Below are 21,823 nucleotides of genomic sequence, written 5' to 3'. Positions count from 1 at the left end.
CATAAGAAGATGTCCCCTGGGTTCAGCCTTTTTCTTTTTAATCTTTTACGAGGTTCTTAATGACTACAACGGCTTGAGCTCTTGTCGCCATTCCTTTCGGATCGAAACGACGGTCTGTTACCCCTTTAACCAGACCCTCTTGAAGCGACAGTGCGATTTCATTTGCAGACCATTTGGCTACTTGCTCTCTGTCTTGGTATCGATTTAGTCTATTCAGATCGGCCTTAGGAGCCGCAGCGGAACGTTCCTTCATCTTCATCAAGTAAGCCTTCCATATCATAATGGTCATTTGTTCTCTGGTGATCGTTTCATTCGGCTTGAATGTGCCATCAGGCATTCCTGTAACAATGCCGGCTTCAACCCCTGTTCGGACCGTCGTATAGAACCAATCTTCGTTAGAAACATCCGTAAAACGTACTGTTCCATCTGATAGATTCGATGTTAATCCCAATGCCCTTACTAACATCGTTGTGAACTCGGCTCGACTGACGGCTTGCTGTGGTTTGAACTCACTCACAGAATAACCACTGACCAACAAACGTTGAGCCATCCACTCAATATCTTCTTTTGCCCAATGACCAATAAGATCTGTAAATGAATGGTTGTACGTCATCACAGCCAAGATGCTTGGTGAATCGATGCTTACCGTGGTACCGTTTTTTAAGAAAGTCCATAGGCTCTTATTAAGCTGATAATGATAGACAGCTTCCTGCTTCACCTCTCTTGACAGAAACTCCATCTCAAACATTACCGGTGATATGGCCTCTCCCGTTTGCTCAAACACACCAGCAAGAATAGGACCTTGCTCAAGCTTTAACGATGTACTCTGTTGTTTCGCAGCCTCCAGGTACGTCTTCCCTTCTTGCACCGTCGGCTTGCCGATGATCAGATAGACACCCTTCGAAAGCTTAGATTCGACACTTGCCATCGGGATGGTCAGATTAGCTAGACCTGTTTTCCAGATGACGACGGCGGAAGCTTTCTTCAGTTCGTTGAGGACCTCAGATTCAAAGTTTAGTACGTACTCATCCGCCTGCTCAGTGGTCTCGACAAAAAGTGGCTTTTCTTCTTTTCCTCTGCGTTCTAGAGCTTTCTTTACGGTTTCTCTGTTTAGAGTAACGTGTAAAGATACTCCACCGTTCGCCGCTTTACGCTTCTCTATCTGGGCATCTTTCCCGACGTCAAGCGAATCCCCTACAGAGATTGGAGTAGACCCTCCTCCTGAACCTCCCGAGCTTCCTGATTTTCGAGACACTTGAATCAAGTAGGTATTCCTCGTGACTCCATCTGGAGCCGTTACCTCCAATTGAATCCTCCCATCACTCGGGATAATTACAGGCATAGCATTTCCACTGTTTACAGCTACCCCATTCATTTTCAACTTACTGTGAGGGTCATTCCCAACTGCCGTAATGGTGAGCTCCGTTACGGATTGGTCCACTATGACCCCATACTCTAATACCGTTGGCTGGAATATTGGATTCAGGGTACCTGGATTTACGGTTATGGACGATAGTGTAGCATCGTCTTGTGTCTCATCCACACGTTCCACTTGAATCGTATAGATTCGCTTCGTGACACCATCCGGAGCCGTTGAAACAAGCGTAATCTCCCCAGTATGTGGAATGCGAACTCTCTTTGTCGTTCCACTAGCTGCTAGATCCCCTTCTATAACCAACTTGGCTTGAGCATGAGACAAACTCGCCGTGACATCAATATCCCCTACAGAAACCGGAAGACGAAGCGTATAATTCATCTGCTCCGAGCTAAAGTTGGGGGATAATACACCTGGAGTAATGGCAAGTCCCCCAAGCCAGGCATTATTCGATACCGCAGACTGGATCGAAACCGTTATACTCTCTTCACCAGAAGCATTTCCTGTTAAGTCTGTAGCCGCTCCCTCTCGAATAAGAACTTGCGCGTCACTAGAAATAGGCTGAGTCAAAGTTAAATACAGCACCTTGCTATCCTTTACATCTGTGACTGCGGAAACTACGGCTCCCTCAGCACCATTCACCTCGAATCTTCCTCGATCAATTGTTCTTCCCAATGCCTCGTTGAAAGTAAGTCGAATCATCCTTCCACCTTCATCTCCTGAGGCACTTACAGGTCGAGGACCGACGGTATCCAGCTCTTTCACACTAAAGCTTCCCGTATAGGAATCAGTCATCCATACATCGGCATAGCTCTTAAATGGGTGTGGATGGATCTTTATATCGTACTGCTCATTCAAACGAAGTTCCTGATTGGGTTGAAAACGTAATGTCCTCGACAACTTTTCCCCTTCTTGAACTGGGTCTTCCGATGCCTCTACGAATTGAATGGTGCCGCCTAGAGCGGATCCTTCAGAATCCTTAATTTCCATGGTTCTATTAGGAAGCTCGGAAACCTTTAGATATTTCGTAAAGACAATATCGACAAAGCTTCCACCTTCATAGGTGTAACCTGTAACCGTCTCAACCTGAGGGGCTGCTCTTGATATGAGACCGGCATGCACTTCTGTGTGTGGCGGCGGTACATCAAGCTCTGCACTGGTCTGCACTTCATAGCCTTCTTTTTCCCAAACCACCTTCCACTTCCCAGGCGGAACGTCCCACCCATATCTGCCTTCCCGGTCCGTATAATGAGGGTTGACTTGCTCGTATGGGCCGGCATCCCAGACCGTCCATTGACCTCCATCAAGATAAAGAACAGTAGCTAGCACATCCTCCAGGCGGTTCTCAGGCACTGCTTCATAAACATAACCACTTGGATCATAAATCCACTTTGGATCGGCTATTTTCTTCCTCTTTCGTTTCTTTTCATCTTCATCATTACATTGATTGTAGCCTGTTCCGATCGAATCAATCTGCGCATCTACATATTTGTCAATTTTACTGCTTGCGACCTGTGCAGCAAATCCTGCTGCTGCTCCCGCAGGACCCACGAGACCCATGGCTCCGGTCCAAGCTCCTAATCCCACCTTTGCCACCTCACCGATGACAACGGCACCAAGAGCTTTTCCCGCTTGCTTGACGGTTGTTGGAAGTTCAGCCAGACAGTCCAATCCTCTTTCCACATTGTACGTGATGCGGTTAATTTTTCCTGCATAGCTTTTATAGCTGTCAAACTGCCCTTTAATATCCTTGACCGTTTTGTACCTTTCGTTAAATTCCATATGAACATGGGTGGAGTATTCGGCAAGATCCTTATATTGTTCCGCTTTGCCAATCCATCGTTCAATTCGGCTTAAAGCGGTAAAGGCATCAGGCGCCCCCGGGGCTCCATTTTGAAAAATCAGATCCATGGGAACATACCCTTTGGTGATGGATGTGAGCCCTTCTTCCGTTTCTACCGCATCGAATGAACTGCCCAACACGGGATCGCCCGATTTCTGCGCTAAGGCAATTTCGCCATCCGAAGGCTGATAACCCGCATGGGGTTGGAGCGTGAAGGTCACTGTCATTTTCATATCATCGAGCTGCGGCAAATGTAAAACGGCGGTTCCTGTATACTTGCCATCCTTTAATTCAAAAGGAGTGGTAGAAACGACTTCAAAATCCCGCATCCCTCTTGGCATTGACTGACGGATTTGTTCTAGACTTGGCTGATCTGCCTCATACGTATATGGTCCTGGTACCACATCATAGGAAACGTATATGCCACCTAAGGCATCCTGCCCAGTAGGCGCAACTGCACGGTAAAGGTCTCCACTTCGTACAGCCTTAACCGGTTCACCCATTTGTCCCCCAAGGTACACATACACATTCTCTACATCATCCGGTCGGTCAAATTTCAGTTCAAATTGAAACGGGTTGCCTGGAACAACCGAGTAGGGCAGTCGAGAAATACCATTTTCTAAGCCGAAGGTAACCCATTTTTGATTGGGCGCTTGGGCCATAGCCATTTCTATCAGCCTTGGACGAGAATCATCATAATCGACATACACCTTCTCACTCTGAAGCGTAACAGAATTCGCCTCCGTTTCGGCATGCAGAACATGAACGCTCGGGTTTCCTATATCCGGCAACGTGGCATTCATACTCCAGTAACCTATAGGTGAAGCCACGGCACTTCCAACTAATGCTTGCCCGTCATAAACTTTAACGGTGCTGCCAGCTGGCGCATAACCGCTGATTTGGGTATCCAATTGACTGATTTCCTCGGGAAGCTCCAGGGTTAGCCTCGGCGTATCTAATTGAATGGTCCCCATCGTTTCCTCAATGGATTTCCCCTCAATGTTTGATCGAATTTGAGCCGCCACAGCAACCGTGTTTCGATTAAACGCAGAATCTACCTTCAATTGATAGGTAATGCCTCCAGACTGATTGGAAGTCAGATCACCAAGCGGAACCTTTAGCTTTCCTTCTTCGAGCACCGCTCCTTCAGCTCCTGTTACAATGATATTTCCATTTGTATCGATGACAGGAGACATGCCTTGAGGAACGTCGAGAAATAAATAGGTATCCTTTGCCTCCCTATTTTTCCCGTTCTGGTAGAAGACTCGGAAGGTAACCACACTGCCGGGGACCGCCCGGTTCGGCCAAGCTGTAAAGCGATTTCCCCATTGATTTACAAAATAACTCGTTGGGCTAAATTGAATAGTTCCGACGTTGACAATCTGCTGATCATGAACCGTAAATTCTACATTGGCATATTCGTATCGAGTTTCAGATGAATTTAATCTACGAGTGAGCTCTAAGCGGTAGTTGCCGGGATCCATGATATTCAGATTCAGCATGTCACCGTTCATATCCCAGTCCCCTACAGATCGATACCAACTTTTTGAGTTGCCTTGAATACTATAAAGCGACCCACTAACCCAACGGTGATCCATCTGCGCAAGCTTAGCTTGAACACGGCCACCTTTCTCCTCATACCGTATCTCTACGGTTCCATTGGCATTCTCATCTAACGTAGCCTTATTACATACCGTCATGAAACTCGGCGTAGATCCCGTTACACAAACGTTAACTGTATCTCCAGGATAGCCACTGAACTGGTAGGCATTTTGGAAATACCCTCTCATCCATCCGCCACGATCCGCTTCAATTTCAACCATATAATTCATCTGTTCCATATTGACCGGACCCATCCAGTCTGTATCAAGATACTTGACAAAGACTTTCAAATTCACAACACCGTACCCAGGCTGTCGCACCGGAATCGTCAGCGTGGTCGTATTCCCTACGGTGATATGAGCCTTCAAGCTCTCCTCTGTTCGATAAGAATAGGAGGTTTCGTAGGCCTCCACAGCTACTTCCCCTGTCAACATAGAGTTAAATTGATATTCTCCGTCAAGGTTACTTCTTGCTTCCTTAACAATCGTGTTTCCATTAAAGGTTTGCGTCGCCTTGACGAGCGCATTCATTACCGGCTCACCTGCCGGATTAACAACTTTCCCTTTTAAAATACCTTCGGGAAGTGCCTGAAGTTGGATAACTGTTTCATTCACCCCAGGAGTAAGCTCAATGCTCTGATCGGGCACCTTCTGAACCCATTCACCGCTCACATCAACCTTAGCCGTAATTTTACTTCCTGCGACCAAGCCTTCTTGCCAATATGTCCAGCCTTCTTCACCACTCGTATACCTTCCCAGATATTCTTGATTCTCATCGTAAAGCTGGATTTGTATACCACTTCGAGGATGGCCTTTCGGGTCTAAAACTTGAAAACGGATTTTTGCAGGCTGCTCGATGGTTAGTGAAACGTTATTCGTACGTCCGGCCTCAGCTTTGACCCCATCTGCTTCGGCTAGGATGTGCCGATTATTGGAGGAGCGCAAGACTATTCGATACTCTTCTCCTGGTACCAAACCGTCTAAGGTCACCGCTCCTTGCCCCGTCAGCATCATAAAATGACTGCCAAACCGTGGATGAATATAGGAAAGAACCGCGCCAGTCAGAGGGGCATCGCCAGGGTTATCAAAATTCACGTTTACCCTTCCACTGATTTGAACGGGTAAGTTAGCGGCCTTCTTCTCGGTTTCTTTACCTGTTGCCGGATCTTTCATCTTTATCGTTAAGGAAGTCAGTTCTGCTGTTCCTTCCTCGAGAACGAACTTCGTACGATAGGCACCAGGAAGATGGGTCACTTCCTCCAATAGTAGTTTCGTTGCTTTAGAGTCGGTATGGTTCTCATCCTTCCAAACCTTGTACTCTATTACCGCTTGACCATCAAGCCCTTTACCCGTATAGGCCATAATCTCTATTTCACTTCCGGGAGAAGGAAGACCATTGCGCGAGTTGTCCGCTTCCCACGAGATGTCAAATCGATCACTCGGGTTTCCTGGATCAGATCCCGCACCTTTTTCCAGTTTAGCACTTACATGAAAATTCGAATTGACCGCTTCAATGTGGAAGGTATGCTGCATTCCAGGTTGGACATCACTGTTAAACTGATTACCCTGACCATATGGAACAAAGCCAATGACCGTTCCATCCTTGTAGACCTGATAACCTAACACTTCACTTGAATCTGCAGCATCAGGCCAGCCTAGGACCACCGTGTTATTCTCTCCACCTTCCACTTGTAGCTCACTGCCTGTAGGCCATGTGGGTGCACTGCCCATAGAAGCTACAAACATGCCTGGTAGCTCGAAGTCGTTTCCATTCAGGCTCTCGTTATACATGGAAAAGAAAACGACAGGATTACCATCCATTCCCACAGTCGGTAATCGACTAGGATTGATTAGTCCAAGAGGCGACTGAGGGACTGTGACCCTTACGGAAGCTTGGGCTTCAATGTCCGCCACATACGCTTCCTTGATCTCATCCTCATCACCATATTGAAGAAGCTCATAACCAACATATTTACCATCCGGACTAATGGATGGGCTCTTGATAAACATCCCATGATCGTTACCATCCGGTACAAACGCTATACGTTGGATACCACGTTGGTTATTATAAATAAATAAATCTGCTTCATAATTCTCATCACCCTCTACTAAATTCGACGCATCAGATAAGAAGGCAACGGTTTGCCCATCTGCACTAATCGAAGGTTCGTAACTCCACCCGTCGGGCACCTCTCCGCCCAGTCCATCACTTATCCGCCTGATTGTCCCTGTGTCCCGGTCATAGAGGTAAACATTTGTCATGTAGTTGTACTCCGCAGAATTTAAAAGATTCACCTCAGAATCAAAGGCAATATAACGTCCATCCATGCTCATGGAGGGGGAACTACTGTGACCTAGGTCCTCTTCCGTGAGACCTGGACGGGTACTGATGCGAGTAGTCGTCTTGGTTTCACGATCATAGAGGAACACGTCCCGCTTCTCGTCTTGGTCCTCTTCCACTAACCCTTTGGCAAGGGAATCAAATACGATATAACGCCCTTCTCCGCTAATCTCTACTCGATCGTTTCCATTTCCGCTATCACTGCGGCCGCCCGTTTGCGTAATGGTCTCTAGCTCTCGAGTTACCCGATCGAACACATACACCTTAGTCACCTGAGGATATAAGTCTTCTATATGGGAGAATGCAATAAAACGCGCATCGTCACTCATGTCAAAATTTCGTATTCTATTAAAAGAAGACATAGAGGAAGGCCCCATCACATTATCAATCTCACCGGTTAATCGATCAAAGACGGAAACCACCTCACGAACCTCCATAGGTTCACCCATGGATACGTTCATACGAATAACGCCCACATATCGACCACTACTACTCATTCTCGATATCGGTTCCTCTGAAACATAAATACTTGGAAGTATACCCCGATCTAGCTTCGTTAGTTGATTCCATGCCAGAGAGGAACTTTTCGGCTGAGATCGCTGCTGCTGAACCTGATAAACCTCCTCCGTCACGGGTGTCTTCATGACGCTTGTCTCTTCCTCCAGAGCGGTAGCCTGCGGAAGAGGAAGAAGCCCAAACAGCATCACAAAGGTTAAAAAGAGCGGAAGCTTCTTCCTTAACTTTAATAATGTTCGTCTCATCGCTGTGTCATCTACCTCCAACCTGTTTGAACTAATAGCTTTGCTTTCATCACACCCCCTTTTCGTTAAAAAGAACATCTTCATTTCCTTACAATAAATGCAAACAGGTAGGCTTTTCCATTTCAATTTCTTGTCAAATTACTGTCAATCTGTCCGATTTTTTGGAAGGAGTTGTCGTCGATAGGAGCGAAATATACTGTATATATATGAAATCCTGAGGGGGAGTTTTATGCATATATCTGAATGGCTTACCCAAACTGCTCATCATTTTTTTGTGGGACGGGAAAAAGAAATGGAGCAACTACGTTCCTGGCTCTTTGACCCCCAATGGAATCTTGTTCATATCCATGGTTATGGAGGAATCGGGAAAACGGCTCTTATACGCGTTTTTTCTCAGCGCTTTTTTCCCTCCAATACGATTTATCTAAGCCAAGAATTCCAAGAAAGAGAGGAATTCTTAAGTGCAGTATCCGGAAAGTTGAAAGAAAAAGAACAAGGTCAACACGGAGTCCTTCTTGTGTTGGATTCCATTGAACGCATGAAACCGATTGAACGATGGCTTCGGGAAGAGTGGATCCCTATGCTCTCGACCAAAATCCGTGTCGTCACCATCGACCGCCAGCCACTAGACCGAGAATGGGTTCAGGAATTTGGGTGGGGCCATCTCATCCGTTTCATGAAGGTAGAGCCTTTTTCTCGCGTTGCTATTTCTCATTACATGTCTCTCCAAGGTATTAAAGAGGTTACTTCTCAAGAGGCCATTGAACGATTTTCGGGAGGGGTGCCCCTAGCTTTACAGGAGGCTTGCAAGTACTGGAGGAATAGAGGTGAAGGTGAAGCACTTCAACAGGATCAATTGATTCAATCTCTATTGAGGAGCATCATTTCAGAGCAAGCATTCCGTGATCCATGGATGCTTTATACCGCTGCTTTATTTTGGAGGTTTAATGAAGAATGGCTTAAAGAAGTAATGGAAGAGCATTATGACCATTCCATCTTCAAGCAGCTTTGTAAATTCCCTTTTGTCACTCTCGCTGAAGAAGGCTGGACGATCGTACCACCGCTTCGTCGCTGGATTCTCCGTGACCTTATAGTTAGATTCCCAAGTAAATATGTAGAGTTCAAAAAGCGGGCACTTACTGTTATTCAGACATCGGTGGCATCCGTCCCCCAACACCTTCAAGGCCATGCGGTTGTTGAGATGATTCAACTTTCTGGGGATGAACCCGTTCAAGAGATGTGCTTTATTGACCGTTACTTAGATCTAGAAGAACGACAAGTGAAGGAAACCGATCTTCACTTATTCAAGTCCGATCCAATTATCGCGACTTTATGGGAGGTTGAACCAGCAACTGTCAAAGTTTTTTGGGCACAGAGCCAAATGATGGCCTATGTCGTTTTCGTTGAGTTCAATGAAAAGATTAGACGGACTTTGGTTGGTGATCCACTCCTAACGGACTATATTAAGACTGCTCCCCTTAGAGAAGAGGAGTACCTTGTTTATATTTCAGAACCGCATGAGCCACAAACGGCCGGGTCCATTCTACGCTATGTATTTCGACAGATGGTTCGAAGGAAGATCATTACTGTTGTTACATCTGTCCCATCTCTTGCTCCCATTTTTCGCTCCTTAGGTTTTCAAGATCTCATCGCCTATCAACATATCTTTCAAATCGACTTGCGAGAACGGGATTGGTTCGAGGTTTTCATGGAGAGAAATCATATGCGCTCACCAAGGCCAATTGACGGTCAATCATTTACAATCCTAATAAAGAAACTTCTTACCAAATATCACTTCTTAGAGCACGAGCTTAAGCTTCTTCAGTCCTTTAAAGATAGCACGAAACAATCTCATGAAGTGACAGAGCTCCCCTTATTCTTGCGTCAGAAAATAGACCAAGCATTGCAGTCCATGGCCTCCAGCCACAAAGAAGATCGGCTCTATTCTGACCTATTAACCAAAACCTATCTACAAAAGAATGATTCCCATGAAGGAATTGCCGAGGAGCTGAATATTTCCTTAAGCACTTATTATCGTACGACGAAGAAAGCGATCGAACGTTTGTCTGCCGTTATGATGAGTAGGTAGAGAAGAAGACTAAAGATATTAAACCGTAAGACGGAAAAAAGGATCTCTAAGGGCTCTATCGAACAATAAGTGGGAGTTTATTTCATTTTATTAAATTAAGCTCCCACTATGGGTCCATACGAGCTTTGAGACCAACCTTCTACCTTTTAAACCCCTCCCCCAACACTTCATTGGCATCCGTTACAATAATAAAGGCATCCGGATCAGTTTCTTGAACAAGCTTCTTTAATCCGTTAATTTCATTTTGAGAAACCACACAAAGCAACACCGGTCTTTCTTTATCCGTAAATCCCCCTTGGCCCGGTATCCTCGTCACGCCTCGATCCAAGTCATAAAGAATGGCCTCCTGAATCGGCTCCAAGTTCTCCGAAATAATAAAAGCCATCTTAGATACACCCAATCCAACCTGGATGACGTCAATGGTTTTCCCCGTAATGTATAGTGAAATGAGAGCGTAGAGAGCAAGCTCAGGTCCATACACAAGCGCAGCTGTGACAACCACAAGTCCATCTACGAGTAGGATCGCAATTCCAAGAGACAATCCCGTATATTTGTGGATAATCTGAGCCACGAGATCCGTTCCTCCCGTCGAAGCATTCCCACGAAACACCAACCCTAATCCTAACCCTACTCCTACCCCGCCGTACAGAGCAGCTAACAAGGGTTCATCTGTGATCGTCGGCCAGCCTTCGGTAAGAAACACGAATAAAGGTAGAATAATGGTCCCCGTGATGGTCTTTAGACCAAATTGCCTTCCAAGCAAAACAAACCCCAGAGAAATAAGTAAAGCATTCAACCCCCACTGGGTAAAAGCCGGTTTCCAGCCAAAAAGGTCCTTTGTAATAATACTGATCCCACTGACTCCCCCTGACGCAATATTAAACGCATTGAGGAATAAGTTAAACGCAATCGCAACCGTAAGAGAACCCGCAATCAAAAAAACATATTCTCTTACAACCGTTAACCAAGGAGAATTTCCTTTTTCTCGTCTTCTATTGTTTACAGCCTGTTCCATAAGCCAGACAATCCTATCTAAAAATTAATTTGTTGATCATATTTTATCCGTTAATGGCAAGGAAAACCCAAACTTGATCGCCTCCCCCCCCCCATAAAACAATTCATCCCCTCGTAATAGTAAGTAACAAAAGTTTTTCAAAACAGAAAGGGGAAACATTTCACCATGAAAAAACATTGGAAACCTGCCACTATGGGAATTCTTGCCGCTAGTCTTATCTTCTCTCAAGGAGCCTTCGCTCAGGGGAATCAGGATAAAGGAAAAGCCAACAATGGCAAGAGCGTAGAAGTTACGACAACGGTGAATGCTTCTGTAACAACAGATGTATATACGGAAAAAGAAGAAGCAACCAACGAAAAGTTTATCCAGAAAATAGATCGCATCAAAGAGAAGCTTGATCAATTCTCTCAACAAGAAGTTCCGGGACAAGCCTTAGAGGGCAAGCTTGGATCTATTCAAAACCGAGTGGATGCACTGAAGGGGCAACTCGACGAGCTGGCTAAGCTTCAAGAGGAACTAGATACCTTAGAAGGAGAAGAAGCTGAAGTTGCTGTTGGTTCCTTAGCTGCTGTTTATGTAGAATTAGGGAAGCTAGAAGAGGCTCTTAAAGTTCAACAAGACTATGCTAAAAAGTTACATACTGGAACTGACGAAGAAATTCTTAAGCAATATAAAGAAGTGGGCAAGCTCATGAAGCAAATGGGGAAAGTCGGCGTGAAAGCTTTGGTTAACGGTGTGGAACCAGAAATGGACGTCATGCCAACCATCGAAAACGGACGCACCCTTGTTCCTTTCCGTGCCCTCGCTGAAGCTTTAGGAGCAGAAGTCGTATGGAATGCGGAAACACGCACCGTAACGGTAACGAAGGATGGGGTAAGTGTTGTCATTACCATCGATAGCATGGAAGCAACAGTTGATGGACAAGAATACACACTTGATGTTCCAGCTAAGATCAACAAGGGCCGAACCGTGATTCCTCTTCGCTTTTTGAGCGAAAGCTTAAAGGCTAAGGTGTTATGGGAGCAAGAAACCCAGACCGTCGTGGTGATTGGGGATACAGCGAAAGAAGAAGTAGCAGATACAGAGGAAACAACGGTTAATGCAGAAGCGACTGAAGAACAGACTCAAGACGAAACTGCTACTGAGACAAAGTAAGAGGAGAAGGGTGCCCCTATGGGGTGCCCTATTATTTTTTAAAATCAATGATTTTGGGTCTAGTTTTTAGGTTTTTAATTTAAAAAACAGCCCAGTGGACTAACATCTAAGGCTATCATTGAGTAGTGATGGACAGTTTTTTCTTGTTTAATCAGTTCATGTGTTGAAAGAGTTGTAGAATAAGCCTTAGCAGCTCCGGAACTGGGACGAAACTCACGATTTTTTCAGTAATCTCACGAATTTGGCCGTTTTTGTCACGAACTCAGTCTTCAATCTCACGTTGCAAGGAATCATTTCAAATAAACACCAAGTTTTCTCCCGAAAAAGCTAATCAAACTCACGTCGCTATTATAATTACAAATAAAAAGGGACCAATCCCCCTCCATCTACCTCTATTTGCTAGCAATGTCACGAAAATCACCCCTTTGTCCCAAACAATAGTTACAATCTCACGAAGCAGTCCTAGTAACAAATCAAAGAGGTCAGACTCCATGTGGGAGCCTGACCTCTCTTTCATTTAATTCATCTGCCAGCGCAAATACGCATTAATAAATGGACTAATTTCCCCGTCCATTACAGCCTGCGTGTTCCCAGTTTCCTCTCCTGTACGGTGATCCTTCACCATACTATAAGGATGGAAGACGTAGGAACGAATCTGGCTTCCCCAGCCGATTTCCTTTTGCTCTCCACGGATCTTGGCGAGCTCCGCTTCTTGCTCTTCGATCTTCTTCTCAAAAAGTCGACCCTTCAAGATCTTCATGGCCTTCTCTCGGTTCTTGATCTGAGATCGTTCGGACTGGCAGGTCACGACAACCCCAGTCGGAATGTGGGTAATACGCACCGCAGAGTCGGTCGTATTGATATGCTGCCCCCCAGCTCCGCTCGATCGATACGTATCGATCTTCAAGTCTTCCGTGCGAATATCCACATCGACATCGTCCTCAATCTCAGGTACAACCGAACAAGAAACAAAAGAAGTGTGTCGACGCCCGGACGAGTCAAACGGAGAGATACGCACCAAGCGGTGCACTCCCTTCTCCGATTTGAGATAACCGTACGCATTATATCCTTTGATCAACAAGGTTACGCTCTTGACTCCCGCTTCATCTCCGGGTAGGTAATCCATGGTCTCTACCTTGTATCCCTGGCGCTCTGACCAGCGAGTATACATACGAAGGAGCATCTCCGCCCAGTCTTGAGACTCTGTTCCACCCGCTCCCGGATGAAGCTCCAGAATAGCGTTGTTTTTATCATGAGGACCACTTAGCAGAAGTTGAAGCTCAAAGTCATTAACATCTTTAATCAAGGACTTTACTCCTTCAACCAAATCCGGCAGGAGGGACTCATCCTTCTCCTCCACCATGAGCTCCAGCATCAACTGTAGGTCCTCGTAGCTCGTATCCAACTCTTGAACCTTCGTAACGGATTCCTTCAAGGCATTGACTTCACTGATCACTTTCTGTGCTGCTTCATTGTCATCCCAGAAGGTCGGATTCGCCATCTTCTCTTCCATCTCGGCGATCCGCTCGGTTTTATAATCGAGGTCAAAGAGACCCCCTAATATCACTCAATTTTTTAGCTATGATGGATAGCTCGTTTCGTAATTCAGATACTTCCACTTCCATCACTCCCCATGGCAGTTCTTATATTTCTTCCCACTTCCGCAAGGGCAAGGATCGTTGCGACCGATCCTCTCTTCCTCACTGCGTACGACAGTCTTCGGTGTCTCATCCTTCGGATTGACAGCCACTCCTCTAGCGACTTCTTGACGCTCTAAGCCACCCACGGATACCTGGGCCTTGATGATATACGTCGACACTTCCTCTTCAATGCGAGCAATCATCTCGTTAAACATCTCAAAGCCTTCAAATTGGTACTCGCGAAGAGGGTCATTTTGGGCATAAGCTCGCAAATGAATCCCTTGACGCAGATGATCCATCGCATCAATATGATCCAACCACTTGCTGTCAACCGAACGAAGAAGAACAACCTTCTCAAATTCGCGCATGTGTTCAGGCCCCATATAAGCTTCGCGCTCTTCATAGAGACGATCAATCACTTGCTTGAACTTCTCTACGATTTCTTCCGCTTCCATGCCTTTAATATCCTTAACCGTTAAAGCACCCTCAGTCAAGAAGGTAGCCTCCGCTTGCTCAACTAGACCATCTAGGTTCCATTCTTCAGGAACTTCGCTAGCTGGGCAGAACATCTCAACTAAGCGGTTCATATGAGAATAGATCATCTTCAGGACAATCTCACGAAGATCCGAACTCTCTAGAACTTCACGACGCTGCTTGTAGATAACGGAACGCTGTTGGTTCATCACGTCGTCATACTGGAGAACGACACGACGTACGTCAAAGTTATTTCCTTCTACACGCTTCTGAGCGGATTCAATCGCACGAGAAACCATACGGCTCTCAATAGGAACATCCTCTTCCATCCCTAAGCGATCCATCATATTCATGATATTCTCAGAACCGAATCGACGCATCAATTCATCTTCCAAAGAAAGATAGAACTGAGACGAACCTGGGTCCCCTTGACGGCCCGCACGGCCACGAAGCTGGTTATCAATACGACGGCTCTCATGACGCTCTGTACCGAGGATATGAAGTCCACCTAGCTCGTGTACGCCAGCTCCTAACTTGATATCCGTACCACGACCCGCCATGTTCGTAGCGATGGTCACAGCTCCTTTTTGCCCGGCAAGTGCGACAATGTCCGCTTCCTTCGCATGGTGCTTTGCATTCAAGACGGTATGAGGCACTCCCTTTTTCTTCAACATGGCAGAAAGCAACTCCGACTTATCAATCGTTGTTGTCCCGACAAGAATCGGTTGCCCTGTCTTATGACGCTTCACAATTTCCTCAACAGCATTGCGATACTTAGCCGCTTCACTCTTATAAATCATATCCGGCAGATCTTCCCGCAAAACAGGACGATTCGTAGGAATAATGACCACATCCATGCCGTAGATCTTCTTAAACTCTTCTTCCTCTGTCTTCGCCGTTCCTGTCATCCCGGAAAGCTTCTCGTACATCCGGAAATAGTTTTGAAGGGTGATCGTCGCAAGCGTCATACTCTCATTTTGAACCTTCAAGCCTTCCTTCGCTTCGATCGCCTGGTGCAAACCATCACTGTATCGGCGCCCCTGCATCATACGTCCAGTAAATTCATCGACAATGATAATTTCACCATCTTGAACCACGTAATCCGCATCTTTTCTCATAATATATTCTGCACGGAGGCCATTTTGAATATGGTGATTCAGCAACATATGGTTAGCATCATAAAGGTTATCAATGTTAAAGGCTTTTTCAATGCGAGCTACCCCATCATCTGTCAGAGTGATCCCGCGAGTCTTTTCGTCAATCGCAAAATGCTCTTCTTCCTTTAACATCTTCACGAAACGAGCAGCCACATAATAAAGATCCGTAGACTTCTGTGCTTGTCCCGAGATGATCAACGGTGTTCTTGCCTCGTCAATCAGGTTGGAGTCCACCTCATCCACGATGGCATGGTACAAATCACGCTGCACCATATGCTCTTTATAAAGGACCATGTTGTCACGCAAGTAATCGAACCCAAACTCATTGTTCGTCCCGTACGTAATATCACAGTTATACGCCGCTCTCTTCTCTTCCGGACTTAATCCAGAACGGTTCAAACCAACAGACAAACCTAGGAAGTTATGCAACTGACCCATCTCTGCCGCGTCACGAGCCGCTAAGTATTCATTTACCGTAACAACGTGAACTCCACGGCCTGTCAACGCATTAAGGTAGGTTGGAAGAGTGGATACAAGGGTTTTCCCTTCCCCCGTCTTCATCTCGGCAATACGTCCATCGTGAAGCACCATGCCACCGATCAACTGTACGTCATAGTGGCGCATTCCAAGAACACGCTTGGAAGCTTCACGAACCACGGCAAACGCTTCAGGCAGGATATCGTCAAGAGATTGACCGTTCTGTAGACGTCCTTTGAATTCTTCCGTTTTCGCTTTGAGTTGATCATCTGTAAGTTGCTGTATTTGAGGCTCTAAGCCATTAATTACTTCTACGCGCTTAAAAAGCTTCTTTATTTCACGCTCATCCGAAGAGCCAAAAAGCTTCTTCATAATACCTAGCATAGGGAGATATCTCCTTCCAAATTAAAAAACTTTTCCTAACAATTAATTGTACTGTAAATACGTGGACAAGACAAGAAATGTTCCATGGTATTATTCACTATATACGAGGTGAGGAGTTAAGAAGTTGCGGGAAAGTTTACCAAACGTGCAAAAAGACCTCCTTCTAATGAAGGAGATCTCTTTTTACTACATTTATTCTAATTCCGGCTCAATCAAACCGTAACGTCCATCTTTACGCTTGTAAACCACGCTTACTCCATCATTATCCACATTCGCGAAAACGAAGAAGTTATGGCCTAACATGTCCATTTGAAGAACAGCCTCTTCTGCGTCCATTGGCTTCATCGCGAAGCGCTTATTACGGACGATCTCGATCTTGCCTTCTTCTTCTTCCTCTACAGCAGCACCGTTAACCGGTTCTGCGAACAAAGTCTTCAAGCTGCCTTCTTGGCGGAACTTGCGGTTCACCTTGGTCTTATGCTTGCGAATTTGTCTTTCTAACTTTTCTACAACTAAGTCAGTAGCAGCATACATGTCTGTATGTGTGTCCTCTGCGCGAAGGATGACTCCTGGCATTGGAATCGTAACCTCAATGGTGTGTTCGTCTCGTAAAACCCTTAGAGTTACATGAGCCTCAGTGGATGGGGAAATATCATCAAAATACTTCTCCAAGCGACCTACCTTTTTCTCTACATACTCTCTTAAGGCTGGTGTTACTTCAATATTTTCTCCACGGATGTTGTATCTCATTATGCAACTCCTCCTTTCATGTACTTACTAACTTCTCCATCTTACATCAAAATCCTTCCACATTACGACCCAAAATAATCAACTTTGATGAAATATTTGTGAACTCAATGCCATGGATTTTATGTATGAGTGAACACGAAAAATAAGAAAGACCCTGGATCTGACGATCCAGGGTCTTTATTGTTTGCGTTATAGTTTTACAACGTTAGCAGCTTGTGGTCCACGAGCCCCATCAACGATGTCAAACTCAACGGATTGGCCTTCTTCAAGAGTCTTGAAGCCGTCTCCAGTGATTGCGGAGAAATGTACGAATACGTCATCTCCACCGTCTCTCTCGATGAAACCAAAACCTTTTTCTGCGTTAAACCATTTAACTTTTCCTTGCATGCTCTTTACTTCCTTTCAAAGGTAAACTTAATGGGCAATTCAAACTGTCCCTTATGTAGTATGTCCAATTTGATTGTAATCCATTAGATAAAATATAGCACGGTTGGGAGGGAGTTGTCAATTATTAGAATCCGTACCCATCTGTTACTTTTTTACTACAAAAAACTACAAGATTAGATAAAAAGTATTAACAATTTAAATAATATTGCCGATAATTACTAATGTGTAAAATTAATTTTTAATAGATTACTTGGAGGAGAGGGGTAAAATGCGAAAAAGATTCTGTGCACTGGTCTGTACACTGGCCTTATTGATGTCTCCAGTCAGTGCAAATAATGTACTAGCTGCCGATCAAGAGTTTGTTGGGGAGGACAACGAAAAATTAGTTCTCACGCTAATTAGTCCAGAAAGTAAGAATATCGTTACAAACAAGCTAGACATTGAATTTGAATTATCCTATAGTGGTGAACCCATTACCTATGATGATGTGGAAGAAGGCCTTTATACCGTTACTAGTAAAGAGGGACGGATTGTTGGTAACTATGGAGGTTCCTTCTTAATTGAGGACTTTACACTTACAAAGCCTGGGGAAACAGAAATTGAAATTGAAGTTGAAAGACTTGTCCAAGAAGATGATGAAGGAGACGATTTTGAACCTCTAGATGATAGTATCACGATTACCCTGAACTATTATAACATGGAGTCTGCCGGAGCAGAGTTTACTACCCCTTTTCAAACAGGAAAGAAAGTAACCGCATTTAACGGGAATGTATTACTGGAATTTCCTGTAGGTAGCTTTATTACAAATTCCTACGATACTCAAACCATTGCACCAGAACAAACCTTGCACTTTAAGGTTGAGAATTCTATGGAACGTTTAAACAGCGGAGTGACTCCTAGCGATGGATACAGTTTTCGAAGTCCTAGTTACTTCATCTCTGATGGAACTAATGATAATGACAATAATTTCTCAAAACCCGGTAAAATCACGTTATCTTTTGCAGGTAGTGGAATAGCTAAAGATGTTGCAATGTACAATATCTCCATTGCACGCCTAACAGAAAATGGACAGTGGTACCCTATCGGTGGGTATGTAGATTCTAAAAAATCCACCGTCAGTGCCACCATACCTAGTTTTGGGACTTATGCTGTTATATATAGCTTCAAAACGTACCGTGATCTTGAAAATTGGGCAGCACCTGCTCTTATGAGTTTAGCCTATAAGGGAATAGTTGAAGCTACAGGTAGTAATGGTCTCCTTCGTGATAATCTTGCCAGTCCAATCAATCGCTATGATTATACAGTCATGATATCTAAGGCCATGAACTGGAGCCCTGTTCCATACGATAGTTACTTTGCCGATATCTCAGATGCCCACTATAGTTCAATTGGAAAAAAACAAGTAAATACCTTGAAAGTAATTGGACAGTCCAATGTTGATCAAACTTTGAAAATCACATTTGGAGATACACTAAGTCTTCCAGCGGAAACTTTCCATACACATATTTCTAAAGGGGATACACCCGACGTTATTGCTCGAAAAATTGCAGCAGAGGCAACTAAGATTATTAACATTACTAGAGAATATAATATAACTTCTACTGGGAACGAAGTAATATTCACTTCAATTGATAAGGAAAACAAGGGCCAAATTACCCTAACAATGGAGAAAGTAACAAATACCCCAATTGCAATGCACAACTTGACTGCCGGGAACGGTAATACTCCGGGTACTGCATTTTATAGTGTAACAAATAACGTTTACGCGAGCTCGACTTTAATTACAATCACGGATAATGACATTGAAGAAGACGAAGCAGGAAATAATGCGAATAAGGATGTAGTTGAATTTACAGTACAGACTGATTCTCATGATACAGCTGCAAGTGTTCTACAGAAAATTAAAGAAAAAGCTCAATTGGCTGGACTAGATGACTACTATAACATTTCAATTAGTGGTAACCAAATTTCCTTTATATCCAAAAACCCTGCCAATGTAAATATAAGAGCAAACGCTAGGTCTAATACCGATAATAGTGTTAGGGATAATACAACTATTTCCTATGGTGAACCTCCGAACTCCATTGGATCAAATAGAAATTCTAACAATTATATAATGGCGGCCTTAGTAAATGGTCTCATCCAAGGAAAGCGTACAGATTCTTCAGGAAGAAACTATTTTGATCCTGACGGACATCTGTCTAGGGAAGAAGCAGCAGTAATTGTTGCTAGAGCGCTTCAACTGAAAGTATCAAGTTATACCGAGAAAGATTTGGAAAGCCTTAACAGTCAATTAAATAAGACTTATACGGACTATGTACAAATCTCTAATTGGGCTAAACCGTTTGTAGTAGCAGTGACCAAAGCTGGTATAATGAAGGGTGAATCCAATATGTTTAAACCTCAGAACAGATTGGAGTATCAAGAAGCAGCTACCCTTGTTTATAGAATTATGTTAGAAAAGGATTTATTTGGTAAATAACAAGTAGAAGCTTCTCCATATAGATCGGGATAACACCAAAAAAGACCCTGTTTGAATGCTGTGAGCAGTCAAACAGGGTTTTTCTATTAAGAGTAAGTGTATTTTTTCTCAATCATCCTATAAGGGTGGATTGAACTGGGTGATCTAATCATTAATTAGCAAGATATGAATTACCAACACTTTATTGAGCTATTAAAAGAGACCACTAAAACAGCAGTGGTCTAAAAGAGATAACCTCTTCTGAATGAATGGGAGGTTTATGTAACACCCTTCAATTTTCAATTCATGAACTTAAGATATTGTAAGACCCTAAGAAACATGACCGTAGCTTCCGCACGAGTTACTTTATCTTTAGGCGAGAATTTATTTGCACTTCTTCCCTTCAAGATCCCCTTTCCGATCATTCTTGTCACCGAATTCTTAGCCCACCATGAAATATATTTATTATCCTCGTAGTTAGCAAGAACCTTTTCAGCCATTTGTTTATATTCTTTCATTCCTTGGATCTTAACAATTACGTTGTCTAATACTACGGCAAGCTCTTCCCTTGTCATGTCCTGATTCGGTCTGAAAGTTTGATTCTCGTAACCCACGATATAATCTCCTCGTACCGATGATCTGATCGAATCAGCATACCAAGCACTAGAGGGTACATCTATAAACTTTAACTCATTTGGATACAGTTCCCTCTCTAACAATAAACTTAAAGCTTTGTTAAGAAGAGCTGTTACTTCTGCACGGGTAATGGTAGATTGCGGAGAAAACTGGTCTTCGGTCCTTCCTTTTACAATCAGCTTGGAAGCCATCGTCTCTATTTCTTGCTTCGCCCAATGTCCAGTGATATCCTTAAATGTTTCCTCGTTTTTTATTACAATATAAGCACCATTTCCTTGATGCTTTAATACAAAATCTTTTTCTTGCCCCATGTCATCTATGTACATTGGCACGGGATAGTAAGACTTGGTAATAGGTTCATAATATAAACCAGCAGTTTGGATATTATCAGATTGAATAAGACCGTTCCACCTGACTCCTCGCTCTATATAAGTGCTGAATTTTTCTAGAGTGACTTCTAACCCATCCTTTTCAAGTTTTATATTATATTCTATCGGCGTTACTAAGCTGACCCCTCCTAGTAACTCAAGCTTATTATCCATTTCTCGTTTGCTCTCCCCATCTACATAACCTATAGACAGTATCAAATTTGCATCTTCAAGACCAGCTGGCCGAATTGTACCTATCATTTCTTTCTTAATCTCAGCAACTGAAAATCTAAAAGAACTTATTTGTGTATCAAATACTATAACAGCATTAGGCTCAATGTCCATAATCTCTTTTAGAGTTGTAAATGGCACCATATATTGATACTTAATAGCTTTTGGTTCGATAGGAGCTAAATAAAGCTGATTATCCTTCTTTATCATAGTCGCTGCTGTATTTGATTTCCCATCAATAGAAAAATAGAATTGCAACACAGGTTTTGATGAAGATGTTCCCATCACTGAACTACCTCCACCTCCACTGCTGCCTTCACCACTACCACCATTAGAACTAGAACGCGAGGACACCATCANACTACCACCATTAGAACTAGAACGCGAGGACACCATCAAAGTATAGGTTTCGGTTGTTACCCCATCCTCTGCCGTCACCCCGATCTCAATCGGGGTTGGAGTGCCATCCGTGTTCAACGTTACCGTTCGGGTGCTCGTGCCTGACTGGGCATCGTGACCTCCAATCTTCACCTTTGCTTTCGGATCTTCCGCTACAGCGGTCACATCCACACTCGCGGTTCCCTTGACCACGTGGAGCGTGTACGTCATCCGGTCACTGGCAAACGTTTCATTTAAGGGTCGATCTTTAACTTGCAGATCCTTTAACTTCGCTTGGTT

The 21,823-nt window shown here is 44.1% G+C and carries 10 protein-coding genes; 3 read left to right on the top strand and 7 right to left on the bottom strand.

Going from position 1 to position 21,823, the window contains the following annotated elements:
* Positions 1–37 precede the first annotated feature (37 nt).
* Complete coding sequence (locus EIZ39_RS21790) at positions 38–7,921, bottom strand: S-layer homology domain-containing protein (protein ID WP_164985246.1); 7,884 nt, start codon at positions 7,919–7,921, stop codon at positions 38–40.
* Positions 7,922–8,150: 229 nt separating this feature from the next.
* On the opposite strand from EIZ39_RS21790, the gene EIZ39_RS21785 reads away from it, so the two are divergent.
* Entirely contained in the window at positions 8,151–10,010 is a 1,860-nt protein-coding gene (locus tag EIZ39_RS21785) for an ATP-binding protein (RefSeq protein WP_129202856.1), read from the top strand.
* A 139-nt stretch (positions 10,011–10,149) separates the two neighbouring features.
* Here EIZ39_RS21785 and EIZ39_RS21780 read toward each other — a convergent pair whose 3' ends face one another.
* The gene (locus tag EIZ39_RS21780) at positions 10,150–11,025 is read right to left on the bottom strand and encodes a YitT family protein (protein WP_129202854.1); all 876 of its coding nucleotides are present in this window, start codon (positions 11,023–11,025) and stop codon (positions 10,150–10,152) included.
* A gap of 165 nt (positions 11,026–11,190) precedes the next feature.
* Here EIZ39_RS21780 and EIZ39_RS21775 point away from each other — a divergent pair, with 165 nt between their 5' ends.
* Positions 11,191–12,180 carry a copper amine oxidase N-terminal domain-containing protein gene (locus EIZ39_RS21775; protein WP_129202852.1) on the top strand — a complete coding sequence of 330 codons (990 nt, stop codon included), beginning with the start codon at positions 11,191–11,193 and terminating at the stop codon, positions 12,178–12,180.
* A 517-nt stretch (positions 12,181–12,697) separates the two neighbouring features.
* Here the strand turns inward: EIZ39_RS21775 and prfB are convergent.
* From prfB to EIZ39_RS21755, 4 genes are all read right to left on the bottom strand, one after another.
* Positions 12,698–13,799, bottom strand: a protein-coding gene (prfB, locus tag EIZ39_RS21770) for a peptide chain release factor 2 (RefSeq protein WP_129202850.1) whose coding sequence is annotated in 2 segments (ribosomal slippage) — positions 12,698–13,726 and positions 13,728–13,799 — 1,101 coding nt in all. Because the reading frame shifts where the segments join, the coding sequence is not laid out codon by codon here.
* A 5-nt stretch (positions 13,800–13,804) separates the two neighbouring features.
* Positions 13,805–16,312, bottom strand: a complete 2,508-nt coding sequence (gene secA, locus EIZ39_RS21765) for a preprotein translocase subunit SecA (protein ID WP_129202848.1) — start codon at positions 16,310–16,312, stop codon at positions 13,805–13,807.
* 192 nt (positions 16,313–16,504) lie between these two features.
* Positions 16,505–17,062 carry a ribosome hibernation-promoting factor, HPF/YfiA family gene (gene hpf / locus EIZ39_RS21760; RefSeq protein WP_129202846.1) on the bottom strand — a complete coding sequence of 186 codons (558 nt, stop codon included), beginning with the start codon at positions 17,060–17,062 and terminating at the stop codon, positions 16,505–16,507.
* Positions 17,063–17,251: 189 nt separating this feature from the next.
* Positions 17,252–17,449 carry a cold shock domain-containing protein gene (locus EIZ39_RS21755; RefSeq protein WP_129202844.1) on the bottom strand — a complete coding sequence of 66 codons (198 nt, stop codon included), beginning with the start codon at positions 17,447–17,449 and terminating at the stop codon, positions 17,252–17,254.
* A gap of 268 nt (positions 17,450–17,717) precedes the next feature.
* Between EIZ39_RS21755 and EIZ39_RS21750 the strand changes: the two genes are divergently transcribed.
* Positions 17,718–19,931: an S-layer homology domain-containing protein gene (locus EIZ39_RS21750; RefSeq protein WP_129202842.1), complete on the top strand. Its 2,214-nt coding sequence runs from the start codon at positions 17,718–17,720 to the stop codon at positions 19,929–19,931.
* Positions 19,932–20,209: 278 nt separating this feature from the next.
* On the opposite strand, the gene EIZ39_RS21745 is transcribed toward EIZ39_RS21750, so the two are convergent.
* Positions 20,210–21,802, bottom strand: a complete 1,593-nt coding sequence (locus EIZ39_RS21745) for an S-layer homology domain-containing protein (protein WP_483296065.1) — start codon at positions 21,800–21,802, stop codon at positions 20,210–20,212.
* Positions 21,803–21,823 lie beyond the last annotated feature (21 nt).

It is taken from the genome of Ammoniphilus sp. CFH 90114, assembly GCF_004123195.1.
Classification (GTDB): domain Bacteria; phylum Bacillota; class Bacilli; order Aneurinibacillales; family RAOX-1; genus YIM-78166.
The sequence above is the reverse complement of the archived record's forward strand: the minus strand, read 5'-3'. Positions and strand labels throughout refer to the sequence as shown.